General features: G+C 58.3%; 11 protein-coding genes. 9 read left to right on the plus strand and 2 right to left on the minus strand.

Features of this window, described 5'->3' with window-relative positions; translation table 11 throughout:
* Window positions 1-371 precede the first annotated feature (371 nt).
* The 4 genes from Pan189_RS02090 to Pan189_RS02105 all read left to right on the plus strand — a co-directional run bounded on the left by Pan189_RS02090 (window position 372) and on the right by Pan189_RS02105 (window position 7,252).
* Window positions 372-2,186: a Na+/H+ antiporter NhaC family protein gene (locus tag Pan189_RS02090; protein WP_145362312.1), complete on the plus strand. Its 1,815-nt coding sequence runs from the start codon at window positions 372-374 to the stop codon at window positions 2,184-2,186.
* A 19-nt stretch (window positions 2,187-2,205) separates the two neighbouring features.
* Complete coding sequence (gene ggt / locus Pan189_RS02095) at window positions 2,206-4,014, plus strand: gamma-glutamyltransferase (RefSeq protein WP_145362313.1); 1,809 nt, start codon at window positions 2,206-2,208, stop codon at window positions 4,012-4,014.
* A gap of 154 nt (window positions 4,015-4,168) precedes the next feature.
* Window positions 4,169-5,068 (plus strand): DUF1559 domain-containing protein, encoded by a 900-nt coding sequence (locus Pan189_RS02100; RefSeq protein ID WP_310820967.1) that lies wholly within the window; start codon window positions 4,169-4,171, stop codon window positions 5,066-5,068.
* A 255-nt stretch (window positions 5,069-5,323) separates the two neighbouring features.
* Window positions 5,324-7,252: a thiamine pyrophosphate-binding protein gene (locus Pan189_RS02105; RefSeq protein WP_145362315.1), complete on the plus strand. Its 1,929-nt coding sequence runs from the start codon at window positions 5,324-5,326 to the stop codon at window positions 7,250-7,252.
* Between the two features lie 114 nt (window positions 7,253-7,366).
* Here Pan189_RS02105 and asnB read toward each other — a convergent pair whose 3' ends face one another.
* Window positions 7,367-8,887: an asparagine synthase (glutamine-hydrolyzing) gene (gene asnB, locus Pan189_RS02110; protein WP_145362316.1), complete on the minus strand. Its 1,521-nt coding sequence runs from the start codon at window positions 8,885-8,887 to the stop codon at window positions 7,367-7,369.
* Window positions 8,888-9,038: 151 nt separating this feature from the next.
* On the opposite strand from asnB, the gene Pan189_RS02125 reads away from it, so the two are divergent.
* Window positions 9,039-9,761, plus strand: coding sequence for a hypothetical protein (locus tag Pan189_RS02125; RefSeq protein ID WP_310820968.1), 723 nt, complete (start codon window positions 9,039-9,041; stop codon window positions 9,759-9,761).
* Window positions 9,762-9,883: 122 nt separating this feature from the next.
* On the opposite strand, the gene Pan189_RS02130 is transcribed toward Pan189_RS02125, so the two are convergent.
* A complete protein-coding gene (locus tag Pan189_RS02130; protein ID WP_145362319.1) occupies window positions 9,884-10,465 on the minus strand; it encodes a hypothetical protein in 582 nt (193 codons plus the stop codon).
* Between the two features lie 233 nt (window positions 10,466-10,698).
* Between Pan189_RS02130 and Pan189_RS02135 the strand changes: the two genes are divergently transcribed.
* The 4 genes from Pan189_RS02135 to Pan189_RS02150 all read left to right on the plus strand — a co-directional run bounded on the left by Pan189_RS02135 (window position 10,699) and on the right by Pan189_RS02150 (window position 14,288).
* Window positions 10,699-12,180: a sigma-54-dependent transcriptional regulator gene (locus Pan189_RS02135; protein WP_310820969.1), complete on the plus strand. Its 1,482-nt coding sequence runs from the start codon at window positions 10,699-10,701 to the stop codon at window positions 12,178-12,180.
* 405 nt (window positions 12,181-12,585) lie between these two features.
* Window positions 12,586-12,753, plus strand: a complete 168-nt coding sequence (locus tag Pan189_RS02140) for a DUF1328 family protein (RefSeq protein ID WP_145362320.1) — start codon at window positions 12,586-12,588, stop codon at window positions 12,751-12,753.
* Window positions 12,754-12,842: 89 nt separating this feature from the next.
* Window positions 12,843-13,370 carry a hypothetical protein gene (locus tag Pan189_RS02145; protein WP_145362321.1) on the plus strand — a complete coding sequence of 176 codons (528 nt, stop codon included), beginning with the start codon at window positions 12,843-12,845 and terminating at the stop codon, window positions 13,368-13,370.
* A gap of 162 nt (window positions 13,371-13,532) precedes the next feature.
* Window positions 13,533-14,288 carry a hypothetical protein gene (locus Pan189_RS02150; RefSeq protein WP_145362322.1) on the plus strand — a complete coding sequence of 252 codons (756 nt, stop codon included), beginning with the start codon at window positions 13,533-13,535 and terminating at the stop codon, window positions 14,286-14,288.
* The last annotated feature ends 37 nt before the right edge of the window (window positions 14,289-14,325 follow it).

A 14,325-nucleotide genomic window follows, 5' to 3' on the forward strand; every position in this document is an offset into this window, starting at 1 on the left:
GGTCTGCACAACTCGGGCGCGGCCAGTGAGTTGACGAATGCGTTGTTGAAGCGCGGACGGGGAAGCCAATGACGCGATCGCGTCGAATCGGGCTCCAATGCGCGTGGATGCCGCTTTCTCCGTGGCGAGCCTGGGTAATGTCTTTAACGGCTCAGGGCGAGTGTCAGCCTGTCGAGGTGGCTCGTGTTCGTGTTTCTGATGCCCTGATCTGTTTTAGGAGCCGTGGGTCGCACCACGCGCCTCTCGGCACGTCGCTTGCATACCGGAGTTGTACTTAGGAGGCTTCGACAGTTTTCCCATCATTTTGACCGCGTCTTGATCGGTTGCTTGCCCCGATCGAGCCATGAAGCCAGAAAATCGAACATTAAGTCTTGAGTGCGACCGCCGACGATCGGGCCGAAACGGACGTGCCCAATGACGACATCGCCTCGAAGGATCGGGAAACACCGCACGGTTCGGCACCAACGAGCCTGAGTCGGCCTTCGCGCATCGCGACCGCGATGTTGATGATTGTTGCGGTTTGCACGTCCATTTGGGTCGGCCGCAATGTCGAGCCGACGGCGGTTGTTGATCTCGTCGCAATCGACCAAGCAGCGGCTGAGAACAGCGACGACGAGATCGTACCGGTCAACGCCGTCGACGATGTCGATCAACCTGTCGGCGATCTCGTCCTCGCCGCGGCTGAAGAATCTGTCGGCTCGGAGTCCTCGGTCATCATTCAATGGATCTCGGGCGAACAGACTAAGTATTTTCACGCAACTCTCAGCAGACACTTCGGCGTATGGTCCCTGCTTCCCGCTTTCGTCGCTCTCGCTCTGTGTTGGATGACGCGCGAGCCTCTTGTTTCTTTAGCGGGTGGAGCGCTTTGTGGTGCTCTGTCGTTGGGACAGTACGACCTGACCGAAGACGTCCTTGTGCCGATCATCGGCACGCCCCAAGCGAGCGGCATCTTAATTCTCTACCTCTGGCTGCTCGGAGGACTTCTCGGTGTGTGGTCGCGAACCGGAGCGGCCGAAGCATTCGCCCGCTGGGCTGCCCGACACTTCGTGCGAGGTCCCCGCTCTGCCAAGGTCGTGGCCTGGGCTCTGGGAATTCTCTTCTTTCAAGGCGGGACGATCAGCACCGTGCTCGTCGGTACGGCGGTGCGACCGCTCGCTGATGCGAATCGGGTCAGCCACGAAGAACTCTCTTATATCGTCGATTCCACGGCTTCACCGGTCGCTTCCTTAATCGCCTTTAATGCCTGGCCGGGATATATCCAGTCATTGCTGCTTGTGCCAGGGGTCGCCTATCTTGCGACGGAATCAGCCCGCATCCAGTTTTTCTTTCAGGCGATCCCGCTGAGTTTTTATTCGATCTTCGCCATCATCGGCACATTCTTGGTAGCGATCGACCGTGGCCCTTTCATCGGATCGCGATTTCGAGCCGCGGTCGAGCGGTCCCGACAAACGGGGCAACTAAACCGCCCGGGCAGTATGCCGATGAATGCATCAATCGACCATGTCACCGCGGTGCCCGAAGGATATCGACCGCACGTTGCGGAGTTTCTCCTGCCATTGGCCATCCTCATCAGCATTGCCGTCGGGACCTTTGTTGTATCCGGTAAGCCGGAAGTGCGATGGGCGTTCGGGGCCGCGCTCCTTTCCGCCTGTGGGATCGCCCTGTTTCGGGGTTTGACGATCGCTCAATTAATGCAGGGAATTTCCGACGGGCTTAAAGGTGCGACATACGGCTCCGTCGTGCTGATGATGGCGATCGTCATGGGAACTTTAACGTCGCAACTAGGTGGCGGTCGCTACTTGGTCGACTTACTCGGAAATTCGCTCGAACCGATGGCGATGCCAGCGGTTCTTTTTGCTCTGACCGTCGCGATTGCGTTCTCAACGGGAACAAGTTGGGGGACGTATGCGGTCGTCTATCCCCTTGCGATGCCCCTTGCCGTTTCCGTGTCGGCGGAAGCGGACCTTTCATCGCCGACGCTTTACGTCATGGTCTGTTTTGCATCGGTCTTAAACGCCAGCACGTTCGGCGATCAATGCTCGCCGATCTCTGATACGACGGTCTTGACCGCTATGACGACCGGCGCCGATTTGATGGACCATGTGTTGACTCAGCTGGTTCCGGCGGGCTTCGCCGCGGGGCTCGCCGTCATCGCGTGGACCGCGGTCGCCGGATATTGCCACTAAATCCACAAGTTCAAGAAACATGATTTGCAATTCTAAACTGCAGTTATCAAATCTGCGGATTCGATTCTCCCGAATTAAACGCGAATTACTAATTGGTGTCGCAGCGACAAATCTGGTTGCGGCGATTGCCGTATCAGCCTCGCCTGTCGCCAATGCCGCAGAACCGGTGTTTGGGCCTCCGTCATCGGCCGAGAGCAATCTTGGTTTAGTCGTTTGCGAAACTCCGATCGCCGCCCGATTGGGACGTGACGTTCTCGCTGCCGGCGGAAATGCCGTCGATGCGTCGGTGACGACGGCCCTGGCGCTGGCGGTCACATGGCCCGAAGCGGGCAACATCGGGGGTGGCGGATTCATGATGATCGCGCCTTCTAACGGGGAGGTTGTTTGCGTCGACTATCGAGAGACGGCCCCCGCCGCAGCCACGGTCGACAGCTTTGCCAATTGGGCCGACCGTCGTCATGCGAGAATGGCGGGAGTGCCCGGAACGATCGCGGGATTGGCTCTCGCTCACCGAAAGTACGGGTCTGTACCGTGGTCGAAATTAATTGGTCCAGTCGCCGATCTTGCGGACGAAGGATTCGTCGTCGACGAGTATCTAGCCGACTCTTTAAACAAAACAATGCGACTGACGTCGGTGCGTCGCGAGCCAAAGTTTCAAGAGTTCCGCCGCGTATTTGCAGCGTCCGGCAATCAGGAGTGGATTGCCGGCGATATCATGAAACGACCCGATCTCGCCCGGACGCTCCGCACGCTCGCCCGTGAAGGTGCAGAGGCGTTCTACGTCGGATCGATTGCCGATCAGATCGCTTCATCAATGTCGAAGTCGGGCGGGCTGATCACGCGCGAGGATCTTGCTTCCTATCGCGCGAAGCTTCGAAAACCTGTGCGGGGCGACGTTTTTAATTTTGAATACTTTGGCCCGCCGCCGCCGAGTTCCGGTGGGACGACTATTCTGCTGCAGTTGCGGATGCTTGAAAAATGCGGCATCGCTGAGACGACCGGGACGTCGTGGACGACGCAGCGGGTTCATCTAGCTGCCGAAGCGATGAAGCGTTCGTTTCGCGAACGTGCCGCTCGACTCGGAGACGCCGACTTCGTGGAGATTGATCCCGAGATCTGGACGGAGGAGTTCGCATCAAACCTCGCGGATGGCATCGGCCAGGATCAGGCGACTTCGTCTGAGGACTTGGCCGACGGAATTAAATTGACTCCTCCGAATCGTGAGAGCCTCGAGACAACCCACTTTTCAATCATCGACGCTGAAGGCAATGGCGTTAGTAATACTTATACCTTGGAGGGACGATTCGGTTGTCGGATCGTCGTGCCGGGGACCGGCATTCTTCTTAATAACGAGATGGGCGACTTCAACTGGAATCCGGGGGTCACCGACAGGCGGGGGAAGATTGGCACCACTGCGAATCTGATTGCACCCGGCAAGCGAATGCTCAGCTCGCAGTCGCCTTCAATTATCAAGAAGGACGGCAAGTTGGTCCTGCTCGTCGGGAGCCCCGGCGGCCGCACGATTATCAATACGGTGAGCGAAATTATCGTTCAACATCTGGTCTTTAATAATGATCTTGAAGACTCTGTTGCGGCGCCTCGATTTCACCATCAATGGTTTCCAGATGAAATACGATTCGAACAAACCGGCCCTTCGGTGCAGTTATTTGACGCTGCCGCCGAGGAATTGGAAGGCATGGGGCATTCGGTCGCACTATGGAAGTCTCGACAAGGTTCGGCTCATTGCATCGCTGTCGATGCCGAGACCGAAGCAGCAAAGGGCGTTGCCGATTCTCGTCGGGGAGGCGGAGTCGCCGCGGTCGATTAAATCACTGCTGGCTGTCTATCTCTCACACTTTCTGTCGTTATGCGAGTCACGAGTTCGTGGCTCTTTTCTCAATATTTCAATGATAGGTTTATCGATGTACCGCGCGAACTTGTCGGCATCTACGAAATGCCAATCCGGCCGTGGGCGATTCTTCGTGAGCCGTCGAGGGTTTACATTAATCGAGTTGCTTGTCGTGATCGCAATCATCGCGATCTTAATTGCGCTATTGCTTCCGGCGGTTCAGCAGGCACGGGAAGCCGCGCGGCGATCTCAATGTAAGAACAACCTGAAGCAGATCGGACTCGCACTCCATAATTATCACGATGTCGCATCGTCACTGCCCTCGGCGATGCAAATGGTCAATGAAGGGACAAGCTCGGTTTTCTATCACGGTTTCGGCTGGGGCGTGATGATCCTGCCGCAGATAGAACGGGAAGCTATTTACCAGGCTCTTAATCCACGGGCGAATCGTGTCGGCGATGTTCGGCAAACGGCTGCGGCACGGACGGCCATTTCGGTTTACCGTTGCCCCTCCGATATCGCACCGACATTGAACGATGAATACGGCAACGATCCGGACGACTACGTCTCGACTTCGAATTATATCGCCGTGTACGGAGCTTACGACAATAATGACGGTTCGTCTCGAAACCTGCCGGCCGGCAATGACGCCGAAGCGAATGGGATGATGTACCTGGGAAGTGCCGTCAAATTTCGGGATGTGACCGATGGCTTGTCGAATACTCTGGCGGTCGGAGAACGCTGCTATGGCAAACGGACGGTTTTCGGAGGGACCGACACGTATCTGGGCGGCCATTGGCTTGGTGCGACGTTTAGTGGGGTCACTTTCAGCGGCGTGATGCGAGGTATTCACACGAACAACAATTCATTGATCGAAGGCTCAAATGTCCGTTCTTTCGCAAGCTGGCATGCAGGCGGCGTGCAGTTTCTTCTCGGCGATGGCTCGGTCCGATTTCTGAGCGAGAATCTGGACTCGACGATTCAGATGAACTTGGCCAACCGACGAGACGGGGTGGTGATCGGCGAATTCTGACGGTGGCCGCTCGCTCGCAATGCGACAGGAGGACTATCGACCCGATCCGAGGTAGACGCTGAAATCCCGGTTCAGTTCGACCAATAGACGCAGGAGTTGGGAACGGCTCCGCTGGCGAGAGATGCTGCGGCAAGCGAAGATGATCCGCCGCAAATTGAAACTCGACGCGGGATCGGCTAAAAGCTCGCCTGTCAGGGGCGTTCCGTTCTCGCTGCCTTTTCTCGTCGTCTCCTCGTTCGTAATGAGTCCTCCGGCATGAGCACCGCTACTGCCTTCCCGATCGATCTTGATGCCTTCCAGCCGCTGCCGCTCGATCCGAGTTCGGTAACGCTCACCGACGAGCAGCGTGAAACGCTTGAGGCGAACATTCAGCTTTGTCGCGACGCGATCGTGTTCTTCACCGCCGTCGGCGGAGCGCGCGGCGTCGGCGGTCACACCGGCGGGGCCTACGACACCGTGCCGGAGGTCATGATCGCCTACAGCTTTATGCTGCACGCCAAAGAGGGCGGCCAACCCGGTGTTGTGCCGATCTTCTTTGACGAAGCGGGTCACCGTGTGGCGACGCAATACCTGATGGCGGCTCTCGAGGGCGAACTCGACTACGAACGGCTGCTGCATTACCGCGAATTCGACGCCCATCTCCCCGGGCATCCTGAACGCAACTTCACGCCCGGCGTGAAGATTTCCTCCGGTCGGCTCGGCCACATGTGGCCATATGCAAACGGCGTTGCGATGGCGAATCCGGATAGCGTCGTCTTTCTGCTCGGCTCGGACGGCTCGCAGATGGAAGGCAACGATGCCGAGGCCGCTCGGCTAGCCGTTTCAGAGAATCTCAACATCAAACTGCTGGTCGACGACAACGACGTCACGATCGCCGGGCACCCGTCGAATTACATGAAGGGCTACGACGTCGCCGCAACGTTGCAGGGGCACGGCCTCGATGTGAACACCGGCAAAGGCGAGGACCTCGACGACCTCTATTCGCGGATGTGTGCGGCCGTTACGTCAGAGGGTCCGGTCGCGTTGATCAACAAACGACCGATGGCCCCGGGTATCGAAGGCATCGAAGGCTCGACGCACGGGCACGACGTGATTCCGACCGATGCCGCATTGACCTATCTGAAAGGCCGCGGCCTCGACGAAGCGGTCGCATTTCTAGAAAGCGTCGAGAAGGGCCCGTCGCAGCCCAAATACCGCGGCAGCGGCGACATGGGTAAGAACCGCTCACTGTTCGGCAAGATCGTCAACGAACTTCTTGATGGCATGTCGGAAGAAGACCGCGTCGCCAGTGTTCGAGTCTTCGACAACGACCTCGAAGGCTCGTGCGGCCTCGATTCGATTCGCAAGGAACATCCCGAGGTGTTCGTCCGCGGCGGGATTATGGAGCGCGGCAACTTCTCAGCCGCCGCCGGTTTTGGCTATGAGGAAGGCAAGCAGGGCATCTACGCGACGTTCTCTGCCTTCCTCGAAATGATCATTTCCGAGGTCACGATGGCCCGGATGAACTACTCGAATGTGCTCTGCCACTTCTCGCACTCCGGCTGCGATCAGATGGCCGACAACTCCTGTCACTTCGGGATCAACAGCCTGTTCGCCGACGGCGGAATCGAAGAACTCGACGAGCATCATCCGACGCGGCTTTACTTCCCGGCGGACCAGCATCAATTGCGGTCCTGCCTAAATAAAATCTTCTTCGATCCCGGCCTTCGATTCCTGTTCTCCAACCGCGCCCCGGTGCCCGACCTGCTCGATGAGGACGGCAATTTAATTTACGGCGATGGCTACGAGTTCGTCGCGGGGAAAGACGACGTGATTCGAGAAGGGACCGCCGGCTATGTCGTCTCATTCGGCGAAACGGTCTATCGCGCCCTCGATGCCGTCATTGGCCTCAAGGAAGAGGGCCTTGATGTCGGCCTGATCAATAAGTCGACGCTCAACATTTACGATGAAGCGATGATGGCCAAACTCGCCAAGGCCCCGTTCGTGATGGTTGCCGAAGGCTACAACGTGAAGACGGGGCTCGGTTCCCGCTTCGGCAGCCAACTCCTCAAGCGCGGCTTCACCGGCAAGTACGATTACATCGGTGTCCACCGCGAAGGCTCCGGCGGCCTGTGGCAACAAATGGGCTACCAGGGCCTCGACCCCGAAGGCATCGCCAGGAGCGTGAAAGAACTCGTAGGCTAACGATCCGAGGCTCCTGAGAGCCGCGGATCGATCGTGGAGACACGTTGCGTGCGCACCGATCCGCCTCGCCCCTTGTTCGATCCGCACTTCACAGGAAGTGCGGCTTGTTGAGGTCTAAGCGACGCGGTTGTCTTCCCAGCGGGCGGTGAGGGCGAAGATGGTCGGGTCGTCTGCGTAGCGATCGCCCAGCGTGCGGGCATACCACGCTTCTTCGTCGCTTCGCGGATGACGACCGTCAGGAAGTTCGAAACGGTTCGTGCGGTCGGGCACGATCTCCTGCAGCAGATCGGAGAGCCCGCTGCCTTCGTCGAATTGGAGTTTGTCCCGCCACACGATTTCGCGGGGCAGTAGGTCTTCAACGGCCTTGCGAAGAATCCACTTTTCGACCGAAACGCCCTCGATCGTCGGAAGTTTGAGTGCCGGCGCGATGCGCATCGACGCCTCGATCATCGCGGGATCAAGAAACGCGACGCGGGCTTCGAGTCCGTGGGCCATCGTCATGCGGTCGACACGTTGCAGATTGATGTTGTGCATCGAAAGCAGCCCGCGGCGCAGCTCGGCGTCGAGCTGCCCATCGTCGCGGTAATCTTTGTGGAATGTGTAACCTGCGAAGAGCTCATCGGCCCCTTCGCCGGTCAGCACTACCTTCACGTGCTCGGTTGCCAATTTGCTGACGAACCAGCAGGGGACGGACGACCGCACGAGATCGCGATCGTAGCTCTCGAGATAATAGAGGATTTCGGGAAGGGCTTCGCGGACGGCCTCCGGAGTGATAAGCAACTCATGATGTTGCGTGCCGAGATAATCGGCGACGAGTCGGGCCGCCTTCAGGTCGCCCGATCCTTCGACACCGACGGCAAAGGTGTGCATATCGGGCTGATGCCGGACGGCCATTGCGGTAATGACCGAGCTGTCGAGTCCGCCGGAGAGAAAGCAGCCGAGGGGGACATCGGTCTGCATCCGTTTTTCGATCGCGGCTTCGAGCGTTTCACGCACCAGCTTGGCCGCTTCGACCGCATCTTCGATCTGCTCGTGTGGCGGCGGAACGTGGTAGTACTGCCGGAAATTAAGGTCGCCCGATCCGATCGTGGTCGTCATGACGTGCCCGGCGGGGAATTCCTCGACTTTGCCGGGGGCATCGAGCAACGCTTTGATTTCGGAGGCAAACTGCAGCCGGTCGCCGTCTTTGGCATAGTACAAAGGCTTGATGCCGAGCGGATCGCGGGCGGCGATCAGTTGGTCGCCGTCGACGTAAACGTACGCGAACATGCCGTCGAGCATGTCGACGCCGCCGGCGCCTTCATGCTGACAGGCTTTAAAGATCGACTCGGCATCGCATTTCGTGTCGAAGTTCGACGCTCCGTAGTGCTCCCGGAGCTGCTTGTAGTTGTAGAGCATCCCGTTGGCGGCGATCGCCCGCCGACCTTCGCTCGCTCTATCGACGAGCGGTTGGTGCCCTTCGTCGGGATCGATGATGGCCAGCCGCCGGTGACCGATTCGGCTCGGCATCGGCGTCGCACCTGCCGGCAGTCGATGAACGCCCTCGCCGTCCGGACCCCGATGGGCCAGCCGCTCGAGCATCGCGTCGATCAGATTTTCTTGCGTGTCCCCGAACAGTCCGACAATGCCGCACATAACGCCTCAAAGGTCCGTACCGTAAATCGGCGAGCTGCTGCGACCGTACACGCCGTGTCGGGCCGATTCCAGCATCGAACCGGAATCGCTCAGGGCCGCGGGGATTTCCCGACCCGTCGATCGGTAAGTGCCGTAGCGTCGATTATCGAGCGTGACGTATCCTTGCTTCGTGACCGAGACGCCGCCTGATCGCGCGGCAATTGCCATTGGGGGCGACCGCGCTTCGATGTTCGACCTGCTGAGTCTTTACGAATACTACCTGGTCCTCGTTCTGATCGTGAACGTGGGATTGAGGCTGAATTATTATCGCAATTGCGTGGCGTTCGCTCGCGAATTTCCCGACCGCTGGCCGCGGATGTTGGAGATCATCAAGGAGCATGGCGTCTCAGCGATCGATCTTTCGATCCTCGTTCCGGTCGCACTCGCATTCGCGATGGCACTCATTCATTCGATCTGCAATCACTTTGTGTGGGGCTACGCGACGTTGCCGATTTCCGAAGTTTTCGGCCACCCGCTCTGCGGCATTCTGATCGTCGGCTTGGCCGGAGTGATGCTCTACAACGACTGGCTGGTACTCCGTCGGACTTCGACGCTCGACCGAGCGGAGACCGATCCGGTGCTGAATCAGGGGGAACTGGCCAGCCACCCGACGATCGATTGGGCGTCGCGAACATTCACGTTCGGTCGTTTCAGCACACGCCGGATGGTCGAGGAACGGGTCGAGGAGACGCTCACCGAACATGCCGCGGAAATGGCGGAGCGGATGAAGGGCTGGATGTTCCGATCCGCGATCCGGCTGGCATTCGGTCTGACCTGCTGGATGGTCTGGGCCTATTATCTGAAGGTGCCAGAGAACCTCGACGGCGTGCCTTAGAGCAGATTCCTGCCAACTGTGGCGGCTTTCGGACGCGCAATGCCTGCGGATTTTCAAGAATCGCCGCCGGACGCCGCTACACTGACGGGATAATTGCGATAGGGAACGCTCAATCGAATTCGTCAGCCGACGCGTTCGAGGGGAACATCGAGAATCTTCTCCAAGCGATTGACGTAGTCCCGCAGATCCGCGCCCTGAGAACCGAAGGCGTCGAACAGGCCTTGAACGGCTTCGTCGATCACAGGAAACAGCAGGGGTCCATCGAGATGACCGTCCTGAAAGTTACCGGCACCGACGAAGCGGGCCAGCATCACGCGGCTGGAGTCATGGAGTCTCACCCAAGCAGCCAGGGCGTCGATTTGATCGCCCGAGAATCCGGCGTCGGTCCTCGGATTCCAGTCATCGGCCGAAATCTGGATGGCGGCGACTTCGTCAAAGCCGATCGATCGCCGGCTCGGCCAGACCCACAGCCAATTGGTGCGAATGAGGATGGATCGTTCTTGGGCATCGACGATCACTAGTCTTCGGTAGCTGAGCAGCGATAGCGCTCTCAAAGTCCAAGGCGTCCGTGCGATCAGAAAATCTCGCCCTCCGCTAACTTTGGGTGAATAGGCGAGCAACCTTGAGCCTTTTAGCAGCAGCGATGAAATCAACATGACCGCGACTGCGCCGGTCCCGATCGCTATCAACCAGGCATCGTTCATAGCAATTTTGGCGGGTAAACGTCTTGCGAAGGGCTGTCGGCTGGCTGGGCAGGTCAATTTCGGCGTCAAGCCTCGATTTGTCCGCAATCTATCCGCCGGGGTCAAATTTACGGTTCCCACCCATCCTGCAATCAATGGCGAGGTGTATGCTGCCGAGTCGGTCTGTGTCGCGAGTATTCGCTGATCGCGGGCCAGGTTGAAGTTACGGCCACAATATACGGGAAGCGATCGCATTGTCAGTTTTCGTGTTTGATATCGATGAGGGCGTCTACCGAGGGATCGCATACGGCTTGGCGCAAACGGGGGTCGAAGTGCGTGGCACTGACGATCCTGAGGATGGAATCAAATTCGTCCGTCGGGAAAAACCCGATGTCGTGCTGCTCGACGTCGAAATGAGCGAGTCGAAAGGACTCGACATCTACAGCCAAATTGCGGAGATCGACCCTCGGCTCCCGGTTGTGATGATGGCGTCCGACGCGGACAGTGAGACCGCGATCGAGGCGATGCAGTTGGGGGCGTTCGATTATGTGACAAAGCCGCTCGATCTGGAGCCGACGCTGCAGCTCGTTCAGAAGGCGATCCGCACTCGTCGGATGATGAGCGAGCCGGTCGTCCTGCCGACGAAGAATGCGCTGGGCGCAGGCCCCGATCAATTCGTGGGCCAGTGCCCCGAAATGTTGGAGGTGTTCAAATCGATCGGACGAGTCGCCAAGCAGCCGGTCTCCGTACTTGTTCGCGGCGAAAGCGGCACCGGCAAGGAACTGGTTGCTCGAGCGATCTATCAGCACAGCGAACGATCGGACGCTCCGTTCGTCGAAATCAATTGCGCCGCCCTCCCCGACACGCTCTTGGAGAGCGAACTGTTCGGCCATGAGAAGGGAGCATTTACGAGCGCCGACCGCCGACGCATTGGTAAGTTCGAGCAGTGCAACGGCGGCACCGTCTTTCTCGATGAAATCGGGGATATGTCCCCGGCCACTCAGGCGAAAGTGCTTCGCCTGCTGCAGGAGCAGCGATTCGAGAGAGTCGGCGGCAACGAGACGATCCGCACCGACGTTCGGATCATCGCGGCCACGAATCGCAATCTGGAAAAGATGGTCGATAAAGGGACCTTTCGGGAAGACCTCCTGTACCGCCTCAATGGAATGACGATCGTCCTGCCGCCACTGCGTGAGCGGGAAGAGGACGTGCCGATTCTGCTTCAGTATTTCCTGTCGAAAGCGGCGAACGATCTGGGCCGCCGGGAGATCGAAGGCTTTTCGCCGGGAGCGCTGCGGATTCTCAAAAAGTACGATTGGCCGGGAAATCTCCGGCAGATGCAGAACATCGTGCGGCAATCAGTGGTCACCGCATCGGGGCCGGTCATTGTGGCCGATTTTCTTCCGAGCGATCTGCTGACGCCGAACGATGAACGGGATGACTCGGGCCGACCGTCCGAGAGTCTCGATCGCTCCGAATCAAACGAGATGCGGGAAAGCAATCTCCTCTCGTTCGTCGAAGATCGTCTCGACGGCGATGCCAAAGACGTCTATGCCGACGCGATTGCCGTTGCCGAACGGATTATCCTGACCCGCGTGTTGCAGCACACGAAGGGCAACCAGTCCGAAGCCGCCCGCATCCTCGGCATCACACGCGGTAAGATCCGCGACCGCATCGCGAAGTTCGGCATCACGATCGGCAGCAGCGTGGAAGTTGAACCCGCCGAAATGGCTTGACCGCGGTGGGCGGGCTTAAGTCGTGCCGCAGGTGAATGCGACGTTGCTCGACGTATTTCAGCCCGGCCTCTCATCAATATGTCGGGCGATCTGGCACGCGCGGCACCTGCGTGCCAACCCGCGTTGATTCCCTCGACGGCTGGGTATCGAGCCTGCGGTCTGACGTGTCCGCCGCAGCAATGCGGCGATTCGTGATAGTACAGCAGGGTTGATCACCGATCAGCCGAGTTATTTGTTGCTGTCGATTGCGAGCTGTTAACCCTTTCAGGCTGTCGTTCTAACTTCTTCTGATTACGCGAGATAAGAAATATTGCCGGCTGGGGTCGGTTAATTGGCATCGCGATTGCGTCCTTGGATTGGCCGAAACGTTACGAGTCACTTCGGTCCATAATTGGAGAACATGTCATGTTGGGTTGGGCAATTCTGTTTCTTGTCATCGCAATCATCGCAGCCGCCCTTGGGTTTGGTGGCGCGGCAGGGATGGCGGCAACCGCGGCTCAGATCGCGTTCGTCGTGTTTCTGATCTTGTTCGTCGTCTCGCTGATCTTCGGTCGCAAAGCACCGACCGTTTGAGCGAATCGACTTGACACTTACTCGTCACATACACCGCGGCTCGATCACTACTTAGCGAGCTGAGTTTATTACTGCTGAAGGAAAGACCAATGAAAGCCACTGTCACCATTATCGCAATCATCGTGGCGACACTGCTCGTCGGCTGGGTCGTGGTCGCCGCCACGAGCGATGAAGGGAATCTCAGCGAGAATCTCGAAAACGACGTGAATCAGACCGGTGAGGCCATCGAAGACGGGGCGAACGACGCCGCAGAAGGCGTCGGCGACGCCGTCAATGCGACCGGCGAAGCTCTTAATGACGCCGCCGATGCAGCGGGCGACGCATTAAACGATGCCGGTGAGAGCATCAATGAAACGTACGAAGACGTCGTCAATTCGGTCGATGAATCGACTGAAGATGCACAAGACGCTGCCGAAGAGGCCGGAAACGAGGCGGCTGAAACCGCAAATGAAGCGGCCGAGGCGACAGAAGAAGCAGCCAACAATGCCGCTGAAGCAGCCGAAGACACAGCGAACGACGCTGCCGATGCCGCTGAGGAAGCTTCAAATGACGCCGCCGATGCCGCGGAAGAAGCTGGCGACGAAGTCGAAGAAGAGACTGATCGGGCCAATGACTAAGTGCGGCTCGTCACTGAATCTGACGTAATATCGTAGAATTAAAAGCACCCGCTCAACGGCGGGTGTTTTTTTGCGTTTGATTTCCCTGCACTTATCTGCAAAGCTCATCTAAAGCAGAACGCTTTAATCCCCCAAACTTGCCGGCATCAACACCGGCGATCGATGTCAATTCAACTTTCGCGCGCGGAATTCTGGCTGTTGAATCTGGTTGTCGAGTGGCGCTATCCACTCGCGCGCATTGATGCGACGAATCCCGACTTCTTTAATCACCCCTGTATCGGTGTGCCGCTCGACGAGATCGTCGAGACCGTCTGGGCGATGAACGAACGCGGCTGGATTCGGATCTATAGGCTCGATGACGAGTCCGAAGTCGCCTTGTGTGGTCCGGCTGACCTCATACCGCTCATCACGCTTCCCTCGAACGCTCCGGGGCATCCCGAGAATGAGCCATTCTGGCGAAAACAGGGCCTCTCGGGGAAGCCGGTGGTTGCCTATTTCGGCCTCACTGAGATCGGCGGCGCCATCTGGGAAGAGTTCACGCAGCCGAACTGGGAATTTCGGGTGGTAAAGGAACTAAATTTCGAGTCCTACTCGCACCCCGGAAGCTCGCCCGATGACCACATCCTTTTACGTGGATCTGACGAAGCACGGCTGCGATGGGCAAGCTCACTTGTGCGTCGCAGCATCGATGTCGAATATCAGTGCGAACTCAAGCGAGAACCTTTGAAGCGATCGATCGAGCCTTATCATGCTGTCTACTGGAAACAGCTTCCTCGAGGCTGGGAAATTCGCTTCAATCTCAAGAGGCGACCGCAGGTGGATCGTGGTCGCAAGAAGTTGCATACGCACGGCCCGGCACACGAAGCGATGATGCACTGGAACTGGTTCGCGGACCTCTGGAGGCAATGGGCGAATTGACATCGGCTGGTCGGCCCGGTTTCCGGTAACCAAGGCG

Source organism: Stratiformator vulcanicus, from assembly GCF_007744515.1.
GTDB lineage: Bacteria > Planctomycetota > Planctomycetia > Planctomycetales > Planctomycetaceae > Stratiformator > Stratiformator vulcanicus.

Coding starts and splice junctions, on each gene's coding strand:
- ggt (WP_145362313.1), top strand. CDS start 2,206: ATGATTTGCAATTCTAAACTGCAGTTATCAAATCTGCGGATTCGATTC.
- Pan189_RS02105 (WP_145362315.1), top strand. CDS start 5,324: ATGAGCACCGCTACTGCCTTCCCGATCGATCTTGATGCCTTCCAGCCG.
- asnB (WP_145362316.1), bottom strand. CDS start 8,887: ATGTGCGGCATTGTCGGACTGTTCGGGGACACGCAAGAAAATCTGATC.
- Pan189_RS02130 (WP_145362319.1), bottom strand. CDS start 10,465: ATGAACGATGCCTGGTTGATAGCGATCGGGACCGGCGCAGTCGCGGTC.
- Pan189_RS02140 (WP_145362320.1), top strand. CDS start 12,586: ATGTTGGGTTGGGCAATTCTGTTTCTTGTCATCGCAATCATCGCAGCC.
- Pan189_RS02145 (WP_145362321.1), top strand. CDS start 12,843: ATGAAAGCCACTGTCACCATTATCGCAATCATCGTGGCGACACTGCTC.
- Pan189_RS02150 (WP_145362322.1), top strand. CDS start 13,533: ATGTCAATTCAACTTTCGCGCGCGGAATTCTGGCTGTTGAATCTGGTT.